The sequence below is a fragment of the Gemmata algarum genome (assembly GCF_034097035.1).
Classification (GTDB): Bacteria; Planctomycetota; Planctomycetia; order Gemmatales; family Gemmataceae; genus Gemmata; species Gemmata algarum.
Genome location: NZ_JAXBLV010000190.1, coordinates 18,609 through 36,033, shown reverse-complemented (window position 1 = coordinate 36,033; position 17,425 = coordinate 18,609). Strand labels below are relative to the sequence as shown.

General features: G+C 67.3%; 16 protein-coding genes. 7 read left to right on the top strand and 9 right to left on the bottom strand.

All coding sequences use genetic code 11. The features are described 5' to 3' along the window. Position 1: 1 nt before the first annotated feature. The 4 genes from R5W23_RS19330 to R5W23_RS19315 form a co-directional block, all read right to left on the bottom strand. Positions 2–295: a hypothetical protein gene (locus tag R5W23_RS19330; protein WP_261186360.1), complete on the bottom strand. Its 294-nt coding sequence runs from the start codon at positions 293–295 to the stop codon at positions 2–4. Positions 296–329: 34 nt separating this feature from the next. Then, positions 330–1,238 (bottom strand): hypothetical protein, encoded by a 909-nt coding sequence (locus tag R5W23_RS19325; protein ID WP_320687696.1) that lies wholly within the window; start codon positions 1,236–1,238, stop codon positions 330–332. 145 nt (positions 1,239–1,383) lie between these two features. Then, on the bottom strand, positions 1,384–2,154 hold the full coding sequence (locus tag R5W23_RS19320) for a hypothetical protein (protein WP_261186362.1): 771 nt from the start codon (positions 2,152–2,154) through the stop codon (positions 1,384–1,386). Between the two features lie 109 nt (positions 2,155–2,263). Further along, a complete protein-coding gene (locus R5W23_RS19315) occupies positions 2,264–3,511 on the bottom strand; it encodes a hypothetical protein (protein ID WP_261186363.1) in 1,248 nt (415 codons plus the stop codon). 383 nt (positions 3,512–3,894) lie between these two features. On the opposite strand from R5W23_RS19315, the gene R5W23_RS19310 reads away from it, so the two are divergent. The 5 genes from R5W23_RS19310 (at position 3,895) to R5W23_RS19290 (ending at position 9,973) form a co-directional block, all read left to right on the top strand. Then, the gene (locus tag R5W23_RS19310; RefSeq protein ID WP_320687695.1) at positions 3,895–5,295 is read left to right on the top strand and encodes a serine/threonine protein kinase; all 1,401 of its coding nucleotides are present in this window, start codon (positions 3,895–3,897) and stop codon (positions 5,293–5,295) included. 428 nt (positions 5,296–5,723) lie between these two features. Beyond that, a complete protein-coding gene (locus R5W23_RS19305) occupies positions 5,724–6,539 on the top strand; it encodes a PEP-CTERM sorting domain-containing protein (RefSeq protein ID WP_320687694.1) in 816 nt (271 codons plus the stop codon). 195 nt (positions 6,540–6,734) lie between these two features. Beyond that, positions 6,735–7,331: a peroxiredoxin gene (locus tag R5W23_RS19300; RefSeq protein WP_261186366.1), complete on the top strand. Its 597-nt coding sequence runs from the start codon at positions 6,735–6,737 to the stop codon at positions 7,329–7,331. A 296-nt stretch (positions 7,332–7,627) separates the two neighbouring features. Next, a complete protein-coding gene (locus R5W23_RS19295; RefSeq protein ID WP_261186367.1) occupies positions 7,628–8,659 on the top strand; it encodes a DUF1559 domain-containing protein in 1,032 nt (343 codons plus the stop codon). A 72-nt stretch (positions 8,660–8,731) separates the two neighbouring features. Further along, a complete protein-coding gene (locus R5W23_RS19290) occupies positions 8,732–9,973 on the top strand; it encodes an esterase-like activity of phytase family protein (RefSeq protein WP_320687693.1) in 1,242 nt (413 codons plus the stop codon). Between the two features lie 24 nt (positions 9,974–9,997). Here the strand turns inward: R5W23_RS19290 and R5W23_RS19285 are convergent, their stop codons facing one another. The 4 genes from R5W23_RS19285 to R5W23_RS19270 all read right to left on the bottom strand — a co-directional run bounded on the left by R5W23_RS19285 (position 9,998) and on the right by R5W23_RS19270 (position 12,724). Beyond that, positions 9,998–10,984, bottom strand: a complete 987-nt coding sequence (locus R5W23_RS19285) for a CoA transferase subunit A (protein WP_261186369.1) — start codon at positions 10,982–10,984, stop codon at positions 9,998–10,000. Between the two features lie 120 nt (positions 10,985–11,104). Then, the gene (locus tag R5W23_RS19280; RefSeq protein WP_261186370.1) at positions 11,105–11,536 is read right to left on the bottom strand and encodes a TPR end-of-group domain-containing protein; all 432 of its coding nucleotides are present in this window, start codon (positions 11,534–11,536) and stop codon (positions 11,105–11,107) included. 133 nt (positions 11,537–11,669) lie between these two features. Further along, the gene (locus R5W23_RS19275; RefSeq protein ID WP_320687692.1) at positions 11,670–12,437 is read right to left on the bottom strand and encodes a PPC domain-containing protein; all 768 of its coding nucleotides are present in this window, start codon (positions 12,435–12,437) and stop codon (positions 11,670–11,672) included. 62 nt (positions 12,438–12,499) lie between these two features. Further along, positions 12,500–12,724, bottom strand: a complete 225-nt coding sequence (locus tag R5W23_RS19270; protein WP_320687691.1) for a hypothetical protein — start codon at positions 12,722–12,724, stop codon at positions 12,500–12,502. Between the two features lie 92 nt (positions 12,725–12,816). On the opposite strand from R5W23_RS19270, the gene R5W23_RS19265 reads away from it, so the two are divergent. Beyond that, positions 12,817–13,293, top strand: a complete 477-nt coding sequence (locus tag R5W23_RS19265) for a DinB family protein (protein ID WP_261186373.1) — start codon at positions 12,817–12,819, stop codon at positions 13,291–13,293. A gap of 159 nt (positions 13,294–13,452) precedes the next feature. On the opposite strand, the gene R5W23_RS19260 is transcribed toward R5W23_RS19265, so the two are convergent. Further along, a complete protein-coding gene (locus tag R5W23_RS19260) occupies positions 13,453–16,614 on the bottom strand; it encodes a YCF48-related protein (protein WP_320687690.1) in 3,162 nt (1,053 codons plus the stop codon). 215 nt (positions 16,615–16,829) lie between these two features. On the opposite strand from R5W23_RS19260, the gene R5W23_RS19255 reads away from it, so the two are divergent. Beyond that, the gene (locus tag R5W23_RS19255; RefSeq protein ID WP_320687689.1) at positions 16,830–17,405 is read left to right on the top strand and encodes a thioredoxin domain-containing protein; all 576 of its coding nucleotides are present in this window, start codon (positions 16,830–16,832) and stop codon (positions 17,403–17,405) included. Positions 17,406–17,425: the final 20 nt, after the last annotated feature.

Here is a 17,425-nt window from a genome sequence, read left to right as displayed (position 1 = left end):
ATTACGGCGCCGGCGCCGGAGTGGTGTCGCTCCCCTTCGGAGCCGCATCGCCGCCCTTCGTCGCGGTCGGCGGTGGCGCGGCTTCGCCGAGCTTCAGCACCGCCGGGGCCGGTGTCGAAGGGGCCTGTTTTCCGCCGTACTCGCTGAAATCGAGGTACAGCAGCACACAGCCGATCGTGATGGCCATGAAGGTGATGAACAGCATCACCACGTACGGCCCGTCGCGCTTCACCGGTTCGGGCCGCCGGGGGCGGTCGTCATCACGCTCGCGGTCACGGTCCTTTTTTCGGGCCATTGGTGCGGCCTCCGTAATGCGTTAGGGTGCGTGGTCAACGGTTACGCGAGCCACCAACGATGCCCACTTGGTCGCCCTTGCGGGGCAGCTCTTCGGGCTTCAGTTGCGACACCGGCACCTGACTCGCCGGGCGGAACTCGGCCACCGCGTTCTTCGGGTACGCCGACTTCGTCACCACCAGGGTGCCCAGGTACCGACCGCCGTTGGTTTCGCGGAACACGTCCAGGCGGGCCCCGGGCGTCACCCCGGCGTCGAGGCCGATGCTGATCTCAACGAAGCTGCCCGCGAGGTCGCTCGTTACCGTGCCGCGAACGTTTTCCGGGAGCGGGGCGGGTACCTTGTCGATGCTGCGGAGGACCGTCGCCGCCCCCCCGCCGCCGCCGGGCTGCCTCAGTTCCGAAAGCTGGGCCTGGAGCAGCGCGGCCCGGGCCACGTTCTCGTCGGAGATCGCCCGCGCGAGTTTGGCCTCGTTCTCGGCGCGAAGGCGCTCGCGGTTGGCGGCCTCCGCGTCCCGCACCAACTGGACCCGGTTGTTTTCGAGCAAGGTGTTCCGCCCGCGGGTGTCCTCGAGCTCGCTCAGCGTCGCCTTCTGCTGTGCGACCAGGAGCTGAACGCTCTGCTGAAGGACCGCGTAGTTGTTCGTCAGCTTGCGGAACTCCTCGTCGCTCTTGCTGCCGCTGGCCTTCTGCTCCGCAAGCGCCTTGTCCAGGTCGGCGGTGCGGCTCCGCTCGGCGCTGAGCAGGTTGGCCATCCGCGCCACTTCGGTGGCGCTGGTGCTCAGTTCGGCGCGACGGTTCGCCTCGCTCTCCTTGAGCGCCTTTTCGGCCGCGTCGGCCCGTGCCTTCCAGTTGGTCCGCGTGACGTACACGTTGAGCGTCAGCGCCATCCACGCGACGGAGGCGATGAGAACCAGGAACGTCAAGATCTTGCCGAGCCAACTCATCGCACGCCCTCCCGTGGTGTGAGTTCCGAGTGCCAAATTCCGGATACCGGGTCCGGCCCCAGGGGACCGCCGCGTGAAAAGCCCTCCGGCCTCACCACGCGCGGCACGAGCCTGGGGCTCCGGACGCCGGGACGTATTATTGTTCTCACGGGTTCGAAACGCCGAGCCGCTTCAACTGGTCGCGCAACTGGCGATCCCGTCGCAGCACCGTCTCCCGGGTCTCGAACACGTTAACCTCGAACGTGGACAGGAAAAACAGCTCGGCCTGAACGCTGTCGCGGATCGTGTTCATGGCCACCAACCGCTTCTCGGTGGCGAGCACGTCCGCGCTGAGGGTGTCGAACAGCCGGCGCTGGTCGGCGATCTCCTTCGTCAGCAGCTCGATGCGCTGGGCGTCGGCCGCGACCGAGTTGGTCAGCGCGTCGAGCCCCGGCAGCGGCAGCGCCTTGCCGTCCGGCCCCACCTCGCTGCCCAGGACGGCCTCGCCCTTGGGCCGGCCGGCCGCGTCAAAGGTCAGATCGTACAACCGGGTCCGAGGATCCACGACCGGAAGGTAAAACCCCTTACCGCTCTTCGGGTTCGCGGGGTCGATGAGGTCCTTCGGGTTCCCCTTGTGTGCGTACTCGATGAGCCGGGCGTACCCGTTGCGCCGGTTCGCGCGGAACTGCTCGTGCGCCTCCAGAGACTTGAGGCTGTCCCCCCAGAGGCCGCTCGCCGCCTTTGCGGCCTCGTTCAGGGAGTCGATCTCGGCCTTCAGCTCGGCGTAGCTGGCCGCGCCGGCGCCCTTGTCCGCCCCGCCCTCCGGGAGCGGGTTGAACCACGCCGGGCGTTGCGCGTACACGCCCACCGCCCACGTCATCATCGTGAGCCCGACGACGAGGATCAGGAAGGCCAACAGCTTGCCGATTGCCGTCATGGTCGCACCTGGCCCGGTGAATGCCTCGCCCGATCGATCGCGGCGCGGGCGAGAGCCCGCACCGCACCCGAAACGCACCCCGACACAACCCAAAGAACTCGCACCGCAATCAGGGCCGGGTCGCCGGCGGCTGCCCGTACCGCTCGCGCTCGGCGTCCACCAGCAGGGCCTCGAGCCGGTACACCTCGTCGAGGGTCAGCGCGACCTCGCGCTGGATCTCGTACAACTGCCGTTCGATGCCGCTCTGCTGTACCAGCAGTTGGTCCACCTCGGTCCGCACCTTCTCCAACTGGGCGCCCAGCTCCTTCAGTTGCGTGCGGCGGCGGCTGACGGCGTCGTCCGCGGCGGCCTTCGCGTCGTCCAGCTTGGCCCGCTCCTGGGAAACCGCCCGCGCCCGGTCCAGGCTCTGGCGCGTCTCGTTCAGCAGCGTGTCGTAGCGGAGCTGGTACACGGCCTGGTCCGCCATGATCGGCTGGTCCACCTGCTCGCGCATCAGCCGGAAGCGAACGGCCTGACCGGCGACCGCGCGCACGTAGTGCCGGAGCCCGACGACCGCGGCCGCCCGCTGCTGCCACGCGCGGTCCTGATCGAGGTGGACCAACAGGTGCGAGATCCGGTCGCGGCGGTCGCCCTCGTCGGACGACACCGGCGGCTTGATCGCCGCGAGCGCGTCGGAGTTACCAGCGGCCTCTTCCATTTTCTTTTTCAGCTGCGCCCACTTAGCAGGGGCGAGCGCCCCGGCCTCGGAGTCGTACTGCTTCGGTACGACCCGGTAGAACTTGCGGTCCAACAGGTGAACGAGCTGCTCCGCGTCCGCCGCGTACTGCTCCGCGGTCTTCGGGGCGCCGTCCGCGCCGGCCGCGCTGGCCAGCCCCTGGAACAGGAGCCGCTCGTCCATCGTCTCCGCCTGGAGCAGCAGCCGCTTGAGCACGACGGACACGCGCTGAGCGGGCTCGGGCGCGCCGCCCAGTTCGGCCTTCAGCACGCCGAGCACCCGCAGGACCTCGGCCGACAGGCTCGGCACGGCCTCGGTCGAAGCGAGCGCGGACGGCCCCGCCGCCCCGCCCTTGCTGGCCGTCTCGGCCGGAGCCTTAGCGACCTCACCGAAGTGCTTGTCGAGAAGAACTTTGCCGACCGTGCTGGTCTGCTGGCCGCCGGCCATCGGCACGACGAACGGGGTCTCGCCGTCCGGGGCGAACCGGTCGCCGTCGAGGGGCAGCCCCTGCAAAACCAGTAAGTGGCGGAGCCCCGCCGCGTTGAGCTGCTGGCGGCCCTTGTAGTCCTGGGCGCCGAAGTAGACGTATGCGCCCCCGGCGACGAGGGTCAGGAACACCAGCAGGATGCCGAACAGTCTCATGGCGTTCGTGTCCCTGCACGGGCCGGGCGCGAGTCCCCGGCGGCCCAAGGTTGAGTTCGCGATAGGCGCCCGGAGGCGCTTCCAGATTGCGATTCTGCCGGACAACACGGACCTTGACAAGCGCGGAACGTCCACAAACAGCGGGAGTTCGGAAACTTGGAAAGGCGGTGGCGGTCCTACCGGTTATGTGGCGCCCGAGATGAACCTTTCAGTCATTCTACCCCGAGCGGAACCCGCCCGCGCGACCGCGTGTCGGGTCAGGTCACAAGCGTGAGGCCGGCGGCGTGTCGGGCGCGGCGGTCGCGCACGGCGGCCGCTTTTGAGCTATAAGTAAACTAATCCGCGCGCCGGCCCGTACCGGCGCTCACGGCCGGAGCGCTCACATGGCAGTCGAACCGCCGGTCCCGCAACAGCTCGGCAACTACGACATCGTGTCGAAGATCGCCGAGGGCGGGATGGGCACCGTGTACAAAGGCCGCAACCGCGCCACCGGCGAGGTCGTGGCCGTGAAGGTGATCGCACCGGCCACCGCCAAGAACCCGATCCTGCTCCAGCGGTTCGAGCGCGAGTTCCTCGCGGCCAAGGTGCTCGATCACCCGAACGTCGTGCGCGCCCTCGACTACAGCGGCACCCCGCCGCACCCGTTCCTGGTCATGGAGTTCGTGGACGGCCAGTCGATCGGCCAGTGCATCGAGCAGCAGGGGAAGTACGCCGAAAGCGAGGCGGTCCGGCTCGTCGCCCAGGTGTGCGACGGGCTCCAGCGGGCGCACAAGCAGGGGCTGGTGCACCGCGACGTTAAACCCGACAACATTCTCGTGAACAAAGAGGGCGTCGCGAAGCTCACCGACATGGGTCTGGTGAAGGAGGTCGAGGGCGATTTGAACCTCACCCGCACCGGGCGCGGGCTGGGCACCCCGCACTACATGGCCCCCGAGCAGTTCCGGAACGCCAAGACGGTTGACGTGCGCGGCGACATCTACTCCCTGGGCGCCACCCTGTACGCGATGGTGACGGGGGTGGTCCCGTTCGACAACGCCAGCCCGCTCGACTGCTGGATGCGCAAGATCCGCAACGAGTTCCGCAGCCCGAAGGAGCTGAACCCGGCCCTCTCCGATCGTGTGGACTGGGCCATCCGGCGGGCCATGAGCGCGGAACCGGCCCAGCGCCCGGCGAGTTGCCGCGAGTTCCTTGAGGACCTGACCGGCCAGAGCCGGCCGTCCCAGCAAAACTCGAACCAGCAGGGCCAGCCCACGCCCGGCGCCGACGTGTGGTACTTGGTGTACCGCGACGAAAACGAAAAGCCGCACACGGTGAAGGGGAGCACCGAGGGGATTCGCAACGCGCTGCGCGACAGCCTGCTCGGCGACCCGTCGGAAGTGCTGGTGAGCCGCACAAAGAACGGGCAGTTCACCCCGCTCGCGAGTGTACCAGAGTTCCGCGATCTCGTGGTCACCCCGGCCCCGGTCGCGGTCCCGGCGGCCCGCACCCCCAACCCCGACGAAACGGTCGAGTACCGCGAGGCGACGCCCCCCGGCCCCTCTTCCTCCGGGAACCTGGGCCGCCGCCCGGCACCGAAGGCTTCCACCGCCCCGAAGCCCCCGCCCTACAGCTACAACAGCCCTTCGGGTGCGTACCCGCCACCCAAGGGCAGCCGTGAGCACAAGGTGCGGGTCGAAGAGCGCGCGCCTCGGGAAGAACCGAAACCGTTCAACTGGACCCCGCTGCTGGCGCTCGTCGTGCTGATCCTCACCGCGATCATCGGGTACCTAGTCCTGGCGAAGTGACAACTCCCTGTGGGGCGCGGGCCTCTTGCCCGCCTTTGCAGCCGTCGTCAAACCACACTGCCTCGCGACGGCTGTCACGCACCTCGCTTACGCAATCCGCGCCGGCCGCGCATTCGATCAGCTACCGGTTGTCGCAGACGCGATCCAGAACGTCGGCTGCGACAACGAGGGGCTGCTCCGCCACGGTCGGCACGACACCTTCCACGGCCCACACTGCTGGGCACTCGAAGCGATGCTGGTGGAGCCATCGCCTCGAAAATGAACAACCAACCCCAACCCCCTTAAGCTAAAGCATCAATTCCAACAACCCCGTTCCGGGGGCGTCATCCAGAGCGGCTAACTTCACCTTTTTTTCGCCGCGGGGTGTCGCTAATGTCCGCGCCGTCGGGGAGAGATAGATAAGGCTTCTCAGGAAGGGGCGTGGGTTTATGCGTCGAGCAACGGCGTGGATCGTCGTGGTCGGCGTCGCGTGTCTCGGGACCCCGGCGTCGGCCGCGGCCGAGACGATCGACGGGTTCTGGGTGTCGATCGCCTCCGGCGTGGCGGGGTCGTCCACCGCGACCGGTTACCAGGACTTGTGGTTCGAAACCCCGCACGGGCCGCCGCCAGTCGCGGTGACCCAGTGGACCGGCGGAAACGTCGAAGCCACAACCGGCGGCGGGAGCAGTTTCTTCACCGGCGGCGCGGTACCTGTGGTGCTGCCCACAACCGATGGTTACGCGTACCTTGCGGGCGGTGCCAAGCCCAGCGACCTCAGCGACGCCCTGAAGCGCCAAACGAGCGGCGGGCAAGGGCTCGCGACCGCGGCCCCGGACGCGACCGCGACCACACCGCCGGCGAACGCGGCGCTCCTCAGCGCCAACCTCGGCGACCCGGACGCCAGCGGCGGCCGCGCCCTCACCGTCACACTCACCGACGCGGCATCGAACCCGATCGGGACTGGTACGGTGACCGTCCCCGACGGCGGCTGGTGGGTCATCGGACTCGGGCCGGGCACAAAGGAACAGTCGGGCGGTGGCGACGGCGGGAATAATGGCGGCGGGAACAACGGTGGCGGGAACAACGGCGGTGGCGACGGCGGCGGGAATAATGGTGGTGGGAATAACGGTGGCGGTAACAACGGTGGTGGCGACGGTGGCGGGGGACCGGTCGCGACGCCCGAACCGGCAACGGGAGTGCTCCTGGGCATTGGCGGATTGGGCGCGGCCGGGTGGAGGCTCGTGAAGCGCCGACGCGGTAACTGATTACCCTCCCCGACACGGAGCACATTGGAAGCACGGCCCGCGCGCCGTGCTTCCCGTTTTCCCGGCCCCACATCGGACCGGCCGATACCTTCCCTTCGCGGCCCCCGCTGGAAACGCCCCTTGCGGTCCCTAATGATGTCTCCGAGGGCCGCTTCGGCGCGGCCCGCAATCTCGTGCTCACAAACGGAGGCACATATGCCGGCTCAGGTCACGAAGGAAGCCCCGGACTTCACCGCGAAGGCCGTCGTCAACGGGCAAATCGTCAACGAGTACAAGCTTTCGAGCAACCGCGGCAAGTACACCATCCTGTTCTTCTACCCGCTCGACTTCACCTTCGTGTGCCCGACCGAGATCATCGCGTTCAGCGACCGGATCGCCGAGTTCGAGAAGCGCAACTGCCAGGTGGTCGGGGTGTCGGTGGACAGCCACTATTCGCACCTCGCGTGGATCGAGACGCCCCGCGCCAAGGGCGGCCTGGGCGAGCTCAAGTACCCGCTGGTGGCCGACCTGACGAAGACGATCAGCACCGACTACGGGGTGCTGCTCGACGAGGCCGGAATCGCGCTCCGCGGCCTGTTCCTGCTCGACCAGAAGGGCATCATCCGCCACATCACCATCAACGACCTGCCCCTGGGCCGCAGCGTCGATGAAGCGATCCGGGTGCTGGACGCGCTCCAGTTCTTCGAGAAGAACGGCGAAGTGTGCCCGGCCGACTGGAAGCCGGGAGCGATGACGATCAACACGAACAACGCAAAAGAATACTTCGAGAAGGCCGCGGCCGGTCACAAGTAAGAATGAACGGCCCGGCGCCGCAAGCGGCGGCGCCGGGCCGTAAATCTGGCGCCCCAACCTGCTTCTGCTCATACAATATTCAAGGCAACGTCTCACGCCTGCTCGCCTTGCGCAACTCATATCCACCGCGCGTAACGAAAAATCGCTCTCACCCGAACCCCTCGCTCATCGCCCGCGCACGTCTTCACAATTTGCACACGAAATCATCTTGAAATCCTGATGTGACTTTCACGCTAGTGCAAGTAAGAAATTGGCTCGGGCACGAAGGCCGTCCGTTATCTCGTTTGAGAGCCAATATGTCCCAGCTCCGGCGTCGCGGGTTCACCTTGATCGAGTTGTTGGTGGTGATCGCGATCATTGCGATCCTGATCGGGCTGTTGCTGCCGGCGGTGCAGAAGGTGCGCGAGGCCGCCGCACGCATGAGCTGCTCCAACAACATGAAGCAGCTTTCGCTTGCGATGCAGAACTACCACGACGCCAACCAGTTCTTCCCGGCCGCCAACTACGACAAGGTGGCGACGGGCAACCCGACCGGGACGAAGCACGCGTGGCGCGCGTTCACGCTGGCGTACATCGAGCAGGGGAACCTCCAGAACACCTACAACCCGAGCCTGAACTGGTACGACAGTGCGAACCTGAGCGCCGCAGTTGTGCAAGTGAAAACGTTCCAGTGCCCCAGCACCCCGAACCGCGCGACCGCCACCACGTCCGCCTGGAACGGCGGCCCGCCGGCCTCGATCACGTTCCCCAGCGCCCCGGGCACGAGCGACTACGACACCACCAACGGGGTCAAGAACTTCACCTACGCTTCGCTGTACGGCTTGGCGTGCAGCGACAACAGCAAGTGCCCCGAGTACGACAGCATGACCCGCGGCGCCCTGTTCAAGAACCAGCCGACGAAGATGCTCGAGATCAGCGACGGCACCTCAAACACGGTGATGATCGTCGAGTGCTCGGCCCGCCCGCTCGTCTACATCGGGCGGACGCAGGTGGCCACCGGCACCTACCCCAGCAGCTCGGACCCGGTGCCCAACAACCAGGGCATCTGTTACCTCGACAGCGAGGGGCCGTTCAGCGTGGACGGGTCCGACGCGAACGGGGTGATCTGGCCCAAGAACAGCGGCAGCAACGCCGCCCTCGTGGCGACCTACGGGAACGCCTTCAACAAGACCAACTTCAACGAGGCGTACAGCTTCCACACGGGCGGCATGAACGTGGCGTTCTGCGACGGACACGTCCAGTTCATCCGCGACAGCATTCCGCTCAAGACGTTCGCCGCGCTCGTCACCCGCTCCGGCGGCGAGGTGGTCGGGGGCAGCGACTTCTGACGCCCACCGCGACGCCCGCACGCCGCTCCCATTTCGGGGCGGCGTTTTTGTTTCACCCACTCGATCTCATCCATGCTGCGATCGCACACGTTCGCCCTCGGCCTGCTGCTCGCCGCGGCGGCCCCCGCAGCGCGAGCGGACGTTACCCTCATCGGGGTGGGCACGCTGCCGGGGGACGCCACCGACCTCTCGGGCCTGAAAGGCAAAACCAGCGACGGCACCCCGCATGACCGCCTCGGCGGGATGGGGTCCGCCATCGCGTACACCGGCCGGGGGAGCGAATACCTCCTCGTGTCCGATCGCGGGCCTAAGGACGGGGCTACGGACTTTGTGTGCCGCTGGCACAGGATGGAGATCCGCGTCACCCCGGGTACGAAAACGCCCGTCACGCTCCAACTCTCCGGGACCACGCTACTGACCAACGAGCATGGCCAGCGGTTCGTCGGCTCGCTCGACGCCTTCTCGCACCGAGCGCCGGAGCGGAACCTGCGACTGGACCCCGAAGGCGCACGGGTCGGGCGCGACGGAACCGTGTACCTCTCCGACGAGTACGGGCCGGGTCTCTACGCGTTCAACGCAAGCGGCAAGCGGGCCGCGAGTTTGCCGGTCCCGGCGCACTTTGTGGCACCGAAGCCCGGAAAGGCGCCAGCGGACGAGTTGCCGCCGAAAAGCGTATCGGGCCGACAGCCGAACCGCGGAATGGAAGGGCTCGCGATCGCACCGGACGGCAAAACGTTGTTCGGGATCATGCAGAGCCCGCTCATCCAGGACGGCGCCCTCGACGGGAAGAACAACCGCACGGGCGTCAACTGCCGCATCCTCGAGCTCCACCTTGCGACCAAGAAGTCCCGTGAGTTCGTGTACCCGCTTCACGACGCCGGGTACGGCGTCAACGAGATCCTGGCGGTCAACGATCACGAGTTCCTCGTTCTGGAGCGAGACGGCAAAGGGGGCAACGAGACCGAGTTCAAGCGGCTCTATCTGATCGATCTCACGGACGCGACCGACGTGAGCGCGGTGTCCTCGTTGCCCGCGAAGGGCTTGCCCGCGGCCGTGAAGCCCGTGAAGAAAAAGCCGTTCCTCGACCTGCTCGCACCGAAGTACGGAATCGCGGGGGCGGAATGCCCGGAAAAGTTCGAGGGGCTGGCGTTCGGCCCCGACCTGCCCGACGGGCGCCGGTTGCTGCTCGTGACCGCGGACAACGACTTTCTTGCGGACAAGCCGTTCCGGGTGTACGCGTTTGCGGTGGATCGGGCCGAATTGCCGGGGTTCCAGCCGCAGCAGTTCGAACCGCAAACGCCCGAAAAACGTTAACGGCCGACCCGGTCCGCACTACGTTCAGCGGCCCAGGTGCAGCAGCAGTTCACGCTGCCGTAACGCCTGGAGCCGCTTCAGCCCGCCGCACCGCTCCAGATACTCCGCGAAGTCGCTCACGCCGAACAGGTGATCGTCCAAAAACTGTGCGTGCGCGGCCGGGTCCTTCTCCACCTCCATCCAGAGTTTGAGGTGTTCCTCGTCCGAGAAGTATTCGCCGGGCATGTTCCCGGGGTACGACCCGTAGGGCACCTCGCACACCGCGTCCACGCACAGGAACGGGATCTGCGTCCGGTGCGGGTCGCGGCGCATCTCGTCGTGCGGCACCAGCCGCTCGCAGGTGACGATGACCTTCTTCGCCGCTCGCGCGAGGTCCACGTCGGCGACCGAGGTGCCGCTGAAGCGGCAGTTGCCGTACCGATCGGCCTCGTGAACGTGGATCGCCGCTACATCGGGGTACAGGGCCGGCACCGCGACCAATCTCTCGCCGGTAAACGGGCACTGAATTTCCTTGGCCGGGCCGTGGGCCAGCGTGTCGGTCCCGAGCAGCGAGCGGGCCGGGACGAACGGCACCCCCATCGCGGCGGCGGTGTACCGCAACGCGAGCGTGTAGTTCGACCACTCCGCCACGTCCAGCGCGCCCGACTCCATCACCCGCCGGGCGTGGGGCGACAGCCCCCGCGCCTCCAGGCCGACGACGTAAGCCGCATCGACGCGGGCGAGCAACTGCCCGCGCCCCGTCAGGTTACCGGCGCAGAGGATCTGAAAATCGTGGGTGGTGGTGTGCCCCGAGAACCCGAGGTTCTGCCGCCGCTGGCGGACGATCTCGTGACACACCGCCGTCGGAACGCGGTTCGCTCCGAACCCGCCGGTGGCGAAGTAATCGCCGTCGCGCACGAGGCGCGAAACGGCTTCGCTCACGGACATCACTTTGTCGACAAGGCCGCGCGGCTTGGCCGCAAACGCGGCCCTCGCCTCGTCGGACGCGGGAGAGGTGAAGAGGGTGCTCATGCAGAAGAATTTACCCTCGGACCGGTGCCGACAGGCAGAGATTTTAAAGGCAAAAGAGTGCCCCTTTGTCTTTGAAACCTGTGCCCGCCCGCACCAACCCGATTGTAAATTCCTGAGCGATCAGTCCTGATAGTCCTTGACCAGCTTACGGAACCGCGGGTCCTTGCGGATCGAATCGAGGTCGTGGTCTTCGAGCATGAACGCGAAGTCGCGGTACCCCAGTTCGACCGCCCTGCGGAGCGTCGAAATGGCCTTGTCGCGCTGCTTGAGGAGCGCGTACCGGCACGCGAGGTTGTAGTGGGCCGTCGGGTCGTGCGGGCGCACCGTCACGAGCTGCCGGTCCACGGCGAGCCCGTCTTGCATCCGCCCTTTCAGCGTCAGGTTACACGCCTGCGCCCGAAGGACATCCGCAAAGTCGGGCCTGGTTGCCAGCAGTTTTCCGTAAAACTCGAGCTCGAAATCCAGTTGGGTTCGCTCGGCGAGCAGGCCAAGAACCGAGCCCGGTGGGAACGGGCTGGCACCGGTCTGACTCGGACGCTTGGGGTGCGGCATGAAACGGCCCCCGGGATGTGTCGCGAATAAGAAAGTGATTCGCGGCACTTGCCAAATTATACCCGTGCCCCGCAGCCTATGCAAACGCACACCGCGCGGAGAGTACGTTTGCCCGGTCGGGTTGTAACGCCCCTCATTCCGGCTTCACCAGCAGCCGGTAGCCGAAGTTCGGTCCGCCCAGGTCGTGTGCATCGATGAGCGAAACGTAGTAAGCCCCGTCCCCGGGCAGCGTGAGCGTAACGACCGGATCGGCGGAGCCGTCCGCGTCATCGGCGGTGTCGAGCACGTTGCGGTTCGCGTCGCAAACGGTGAGGAACCCGTCGAGCGGCGAGCCGAAGCGGGCCGCCTGCACCTCGACCCGCACCTTTTGTCCCTTCTTCCCCACGAACTTGAACACGTCCACGTCCCGTTCCACTCGGACCGTGCCCTCCACCGCGGTCGGGAGTGCGATCAGTTGCGCCGAGCCGAACGCGCCGTTGTCTTCCTTGTCCGTAACCGTTGGAAGGTCGTCGCGGACGAGGGGCCGGTACTCGTTCGAGTCGCTCGCGCCGGCCGCGATCAGTTTCACGGCGCCGGGCTTCGCGTCCTTCGGCAGCTCCAACTCGATTTCCACCTCGGAATCGCCGACGCGGTCCGCCGGGTAGTTGTTCGGCACCCCGACCGCCTTCGCACCGAGCACCCGGACCTTCGCCCCGTCAGCGCCGAGCACCTTCACGTCTTTGACGGACGCGAGGTGCTTCCCACGGAGCGCGAGCTTCTGTTTCTCTCCCGGCCGCACTACCAGGGGCACTGAGTACAGAACCTTCGGCGGCGGTTCCTTCTTGGGCTCGGCCTTCTTCTCCTGGGAAGAAGTCGCGGCGCAAACGGCGAGAAGCGAGACGATCGAAACGAGCGATCGCATGAGCGGCACCCAAACCAAAAGTCGAAGATCCGCATCGGGTCCGGTAATCGCGACGGTTGCAATCACGGAGCCAGCTTCGCGAGTTCGTCGGCCAGAACCTTCATGGTCTCCTTCTGGCGCCGGCGAACGAACTCGCGAGCCTTCGGCGTGTGGGCGATGTCCCCGATGTTGGCCGCCTGCCACGAGGAGCGCAGCACCCGCGGGGCGCGTTTCGTTCCGGCCCACAGCGCTCCCCCAACCGCGCACGCGCCACCGGCGGCGAGAAGCTGCCTTCGCGTGATGCCCATTCGTGATCCTCCGGTGTACGGTCGCGGGAGTGGGCCGGTATATTGTGCGCGCGGACGCTACGCACCACAACGTACAGAGATGAGGGGAACCGATGCCGACGCCTCAGGAACTCGCCGACCAGTATCTCGCGGGGGCCGCGCGGCTGCGCGCCGCGGTGGACGGGATGACCCGCGAACAGCTCCTCGCCCGACCGGTCGCCGGGCGCTGGTCCACGATGGAGGTGGTGTGCCACCTCAGCGACTTCGACCTGATCCTCGCGGACCGGATGAAGCGCATCATCGCGATGGCGGCCGAGGTGCCGCTCCTGCTCGTCGCGGACGAAGACCTGTTCGTAAAGGGACTCGGTTACCACACCCGCGACCTGGAAGAGGAACTCGCGGTGGTGGAATCGATCCGGCGGCAGATGGCCCGAATCATCAGCGGACTGACACCGGAACAGCTCCAACTGACGGGCAACCACAACAAGCGCGGGCTGATGACGCTCGAGAAGGTCATCGGGATGGCGACCAATCACATCCCGCACCACGTGTCGTTCGTGATGGAAAAGCGCAAAGCTCTCGGGCTCTAAACAAAGCCAAAAGCAGATTGGCCGCAAAAAAGCACAAAGGGCACAAAAAGAACCAAAAACGAAGACAAAAGAGCGAGTTCATAACACTTCTCTTGTCTTCGTTTTTGGTTCTTTTTGTGCCCTTTGTGCTTTTTTGCGGCCAATCTGCCTTTTGCTTCTTTACTTGTCAGCGCGGAACTGAAGCAGCCCCATGCCCTCCGGGCGCGGGTCGTGGTCGGCCGGGCCGCTCCACGACTGCACCCCGGCGCCGGGCACGAACCGCGACACGTTCACCGCCCACGTCTTCCCGTGGGCCGGCCGCTCGCCGGTCAGCTCGACCAGCGGGATCGCGAGTTCCGCCGTCCAGCCGGTGTCGGTCGAGTCGAACGCGACGTGGTACTTCGGGTTCCAGCTCCGGTCCCCCCAGCAGTCCTCGGCCAGGCAGCCACGGTGGTCGATCTGGAACCGGTAGTACGTTTGGTAATCGCGATCCATATCGAGCAGAATGTCCACGCGGTCGCGCCCGCTCAGGTCGGCGTCGCGGACGCGCTTCGCGACCGGCTCGGCCTTCTTACCCGCCGGGTGGTCGCACTTCACCGCGATGTACAGGTAGCGCTCGTCGTAGCTGAACCAGCTTTCGGTCTTGTAGCTCTCGCCGAACGCCTTCGCCTCGTCGGGCTTGTCGCCCGCCGACGCGGTCACCTTCAGGGGCATGACCTTCGCGCTGCGCGTCCAGCACGCGTCGTCGAGCTTCCCGTCGAGGAGCGGGCGGGTGTCGGTGAGCCGGCAGTAGCCGACCGGCTTGGACGGCGCCGGGCCGCCGGTCGGGTTCGCGAGCCACAACTCCGCCGCGAGGCAGTCGCGCCACGGGTCCACGCCCGGGGCCAGCGCGAGCGCCTGCGGCGTGTGCTTGAAGTAGTCGTTGATGAACGCGGTCGCCTTATCGTGGTTGCCGACCTGGCGGTGGGCGGCGAGGAAGCACAACCACGCGGCCGGATCCCGCGCGTACGTCGGGCCGAACGCGGACAATTTCGGCTCCAGGTCCAGACACGTCTGGTGCCACTTCAGGACCATGTTCGGGCTATAGAACCGGTACACGTCTTCGGTGGCCGAAGCGGTGCCGATGGGGGTCACGGTGCCGCTGACGGGCTTGACGGTGCTCCGGCTGTGGGCGTCGAAGCCCACGTTCGTGAGCAACATCTTCTGCTGGATCTCCGTCCGGCGCCGGGCCTCGGTGCTGGCGTGGTACCGGGTGAGCCAGCGGAACGCCTCAACCGACAGCGGGTGCCCGGTGTAGTTCGCGGTGAGCACACCGAACACCTCGCGGGCCTCGACCCACTTGCCCTCGCGCGCCAGCCGCGTGCCGACCGCGAACGCGGTCCGCGCCGCCACGTCGTCGGGGAGCTTCTTGAGCTCCGTGTTGAGCGCCCCGAGCAGCTTGTCCGCGCCGCCCATTTCGGCGTCCACCACCCCGGCCAGCGTTTCGAGGCGGCGCCGCGCCTGCACGGCCTTCTGCTTCTCGGTCGCGGCGGTCGGGTCGAAGGAGGCAACAGCGGAGCGCCGGGCCACGCCGCCCGGGGCCAGGGAGATGCCCTCCATCAGGGACGTGTGCGCGTCCGCACCCGGGAGCCGGTGCGCGACGAGCACGAAGCACCGCCGGTCGGTGACGGCCGCATCGCCCGCCAGTATGCGGGTCGCGGCCTCGGCGAAGTCTCGCGGCGAATCGTTGAGCCGGTTGCTGAACACGCTCTGGTCCAGTTTGATCGGCGCGGTCTTCGGGTCGCCCGCGAGCGCGTACAGCTTTTTCGCGCCCCACGGCTTCAAGCCCAGCGTCGCAACCTGTTCGGGGAAGCAGGTCGGGTCGGCGGCCTGCTTGAACGCCTCCTTCGCGGCGCTCAGTACGAGGGCGCCGGCGGGGGTGGTGTCGTTCGCGAACAGGTCACACACGATCACTTCCGGCTGCCACATGCGGATCGCGAGGACCGCTTGGCGCAGGAGCTGGCCGTTCGCCTGCCCGCCGTGCGCACGATCCCAGGTGCCGAGCAGTTCGCGTGCGGGCAGCCCGGCGGCGTGCGCCGCGAGGGGGAACGCCCACCCGCTCTCACCGGCCGCGCCGCCCGCGAGCCGCATCGCGTACCGGGCACGGAGCCCGTCGCTCGCCCGCTTCGGGTCCGCGGTTGCGGGGTCGGCGTTCGTGAGCGCGGTGGCGGCGCAGAGGTAGCCGTCGGCCGCGCCGATGGCGGCGACCACGTCGAGCGGGGTGCTGTTCCCGCTGGCGTGCAGGAACAGCGCCGCGGCCCGCTGGCCGCCGAGGCGCTGCGTCTTCCACGTCTTCCCGCCGTCGGTCGTGCCCAGCACGCAGCCCAAATCGCCGACGATCCAGCCCTCGTTCTCGCTGACGAAGTGGATCCCGTTGGCCGGCACGGTCAGTTCGGTCTTCTGGACCTCCCAGGTCTTACCCCGGTCCGCGCTGTGCAGCACGAACCCGCCCGGGCGCCCGGCAACCCACACGTGCGTACCGTGGGCGGCCACGCACTTAAAGTCGCAGGACGCCAGCGCCTGGGCCGGCAGCCCGAGGTCCACATAGCCCCACTTCCGCCCGCCGTCGGAACTGGTCAGCACCGCGCCGCCGTCGCACGCGGCGAACGCGCTCCCCCAGCCCTTCGCGCCGTGGTTGGGCGCGTACGCGATCCCGTGGACGCCGCGCCCGGCGAGCGGGTCGAGTTCGGCGTCGTGGTACGCGACCGCCACGCCCGGCCGCGGGAGCAGCACTTCCCCCACCTTGCCCCACGCACCCGCGACGAGCACGCCGCTCCCTTCGCACACCACGGCCGCACGGCACGACGGCAGGCGCGGGCCTTTGATGGCGTCCCAGGTGGCGCCGCCGTCGGTCGTGACGAACACCCCGGTGGGAAACGCATCCGAGCCGTCCCCACACACCATCCCGAGTTTCTCGTCGGCGAAGCGGATCGCGTTCAGCCCGGGCATCACGTTCGTGCCCACCTCGGCCCACCGCAGGCCACCGTCGGTGGTTTTCAGCAGCACACCCACCGACCCGGACGGGGTCTCGACGCGGCCGACGGCCCAGCCGGTGTACGGGTTAACGAAGTGCAGCCCGCGGAGGCTGGCGCGGGTGCCGGTCTTCTGCCGTTCCCACTGCTTCCCGCCATCGACGGTGTGCCACACGGCCCCGTCGTCGCCACACGCCCAGCCCTCGCTCGCGTCCACGAACTGAACCGCGTGCAGTCCCGCGTCGTCGAACGCGACCGCCGGCTGGGCGGCAGCGGGAACCGCCGCCGCGACCAGAACCGCGAGCGCGAGAAGTAGCCGAACCCGATTCATGCTCCGCTCCACCGGGGGCGCCTCTCAACCGCACCGAGAGGCGTGGGGAGCGGGGTGATAGGCAAGAGCGGAAAAGGATGCTAGATGAGTTTGAGGGGGCACGACAGTCGAGACAGCAAAAATCCTTAAGCATGCACGATAAATGATGTAGCACCCCTTGGTAACGCAAGCGGGAGGGATACGGCATTGGCCCCGCGCGCAGCGAGGCGCGCCGGATGACCGACTCGCGCACCGACCCCAGAGGGCGCTTTGTGAGTTACCGCGTTGTCGCACTTGTGTCCTGGCTCACCGTTCTCGTAGGCGGCATCTATCTTCTTGCGGCCCATCAGTTCACTCCCGGGCCGAGCGGAACGGTGTTGCACCGGTGGCCCGAGGCTACGGCCGAAGCTCGGCCGCGTGCGGTCATGTTCATACACCCGCACTGCCCTTGCACCCCGGCGTCACTGCGTAATTTCGCAGCGCTCATAGCCGGAAATCGCTGCACGGCTGAAATTTACGTCGTCGCGAACGAACCAGCCGGTACGCCCAACGGCCGCGCCGCCGCTCAGGTGTCCGGCGCCGCGTGCCACGCCGATTCGGACGGAAGGGTCGCGAAACGGTTCGGCGCGATGACATCCGGCCACGTGTTTTTATACTCCCCGAACGGTCAGTTGGTGTTCGAGGGGGGCATAACCGACGGTCGCGGCCACGAAGGCGAGAACCCGGGCCTTCGGGCGGCAACCGCCCGGGTGTCCGGCACCGAAAGCACGCTCGCCTCGTTCCCCGTGTTCGGTTGCACGTTACAAGAATGACCCCGTTTCGGAGCCGCACC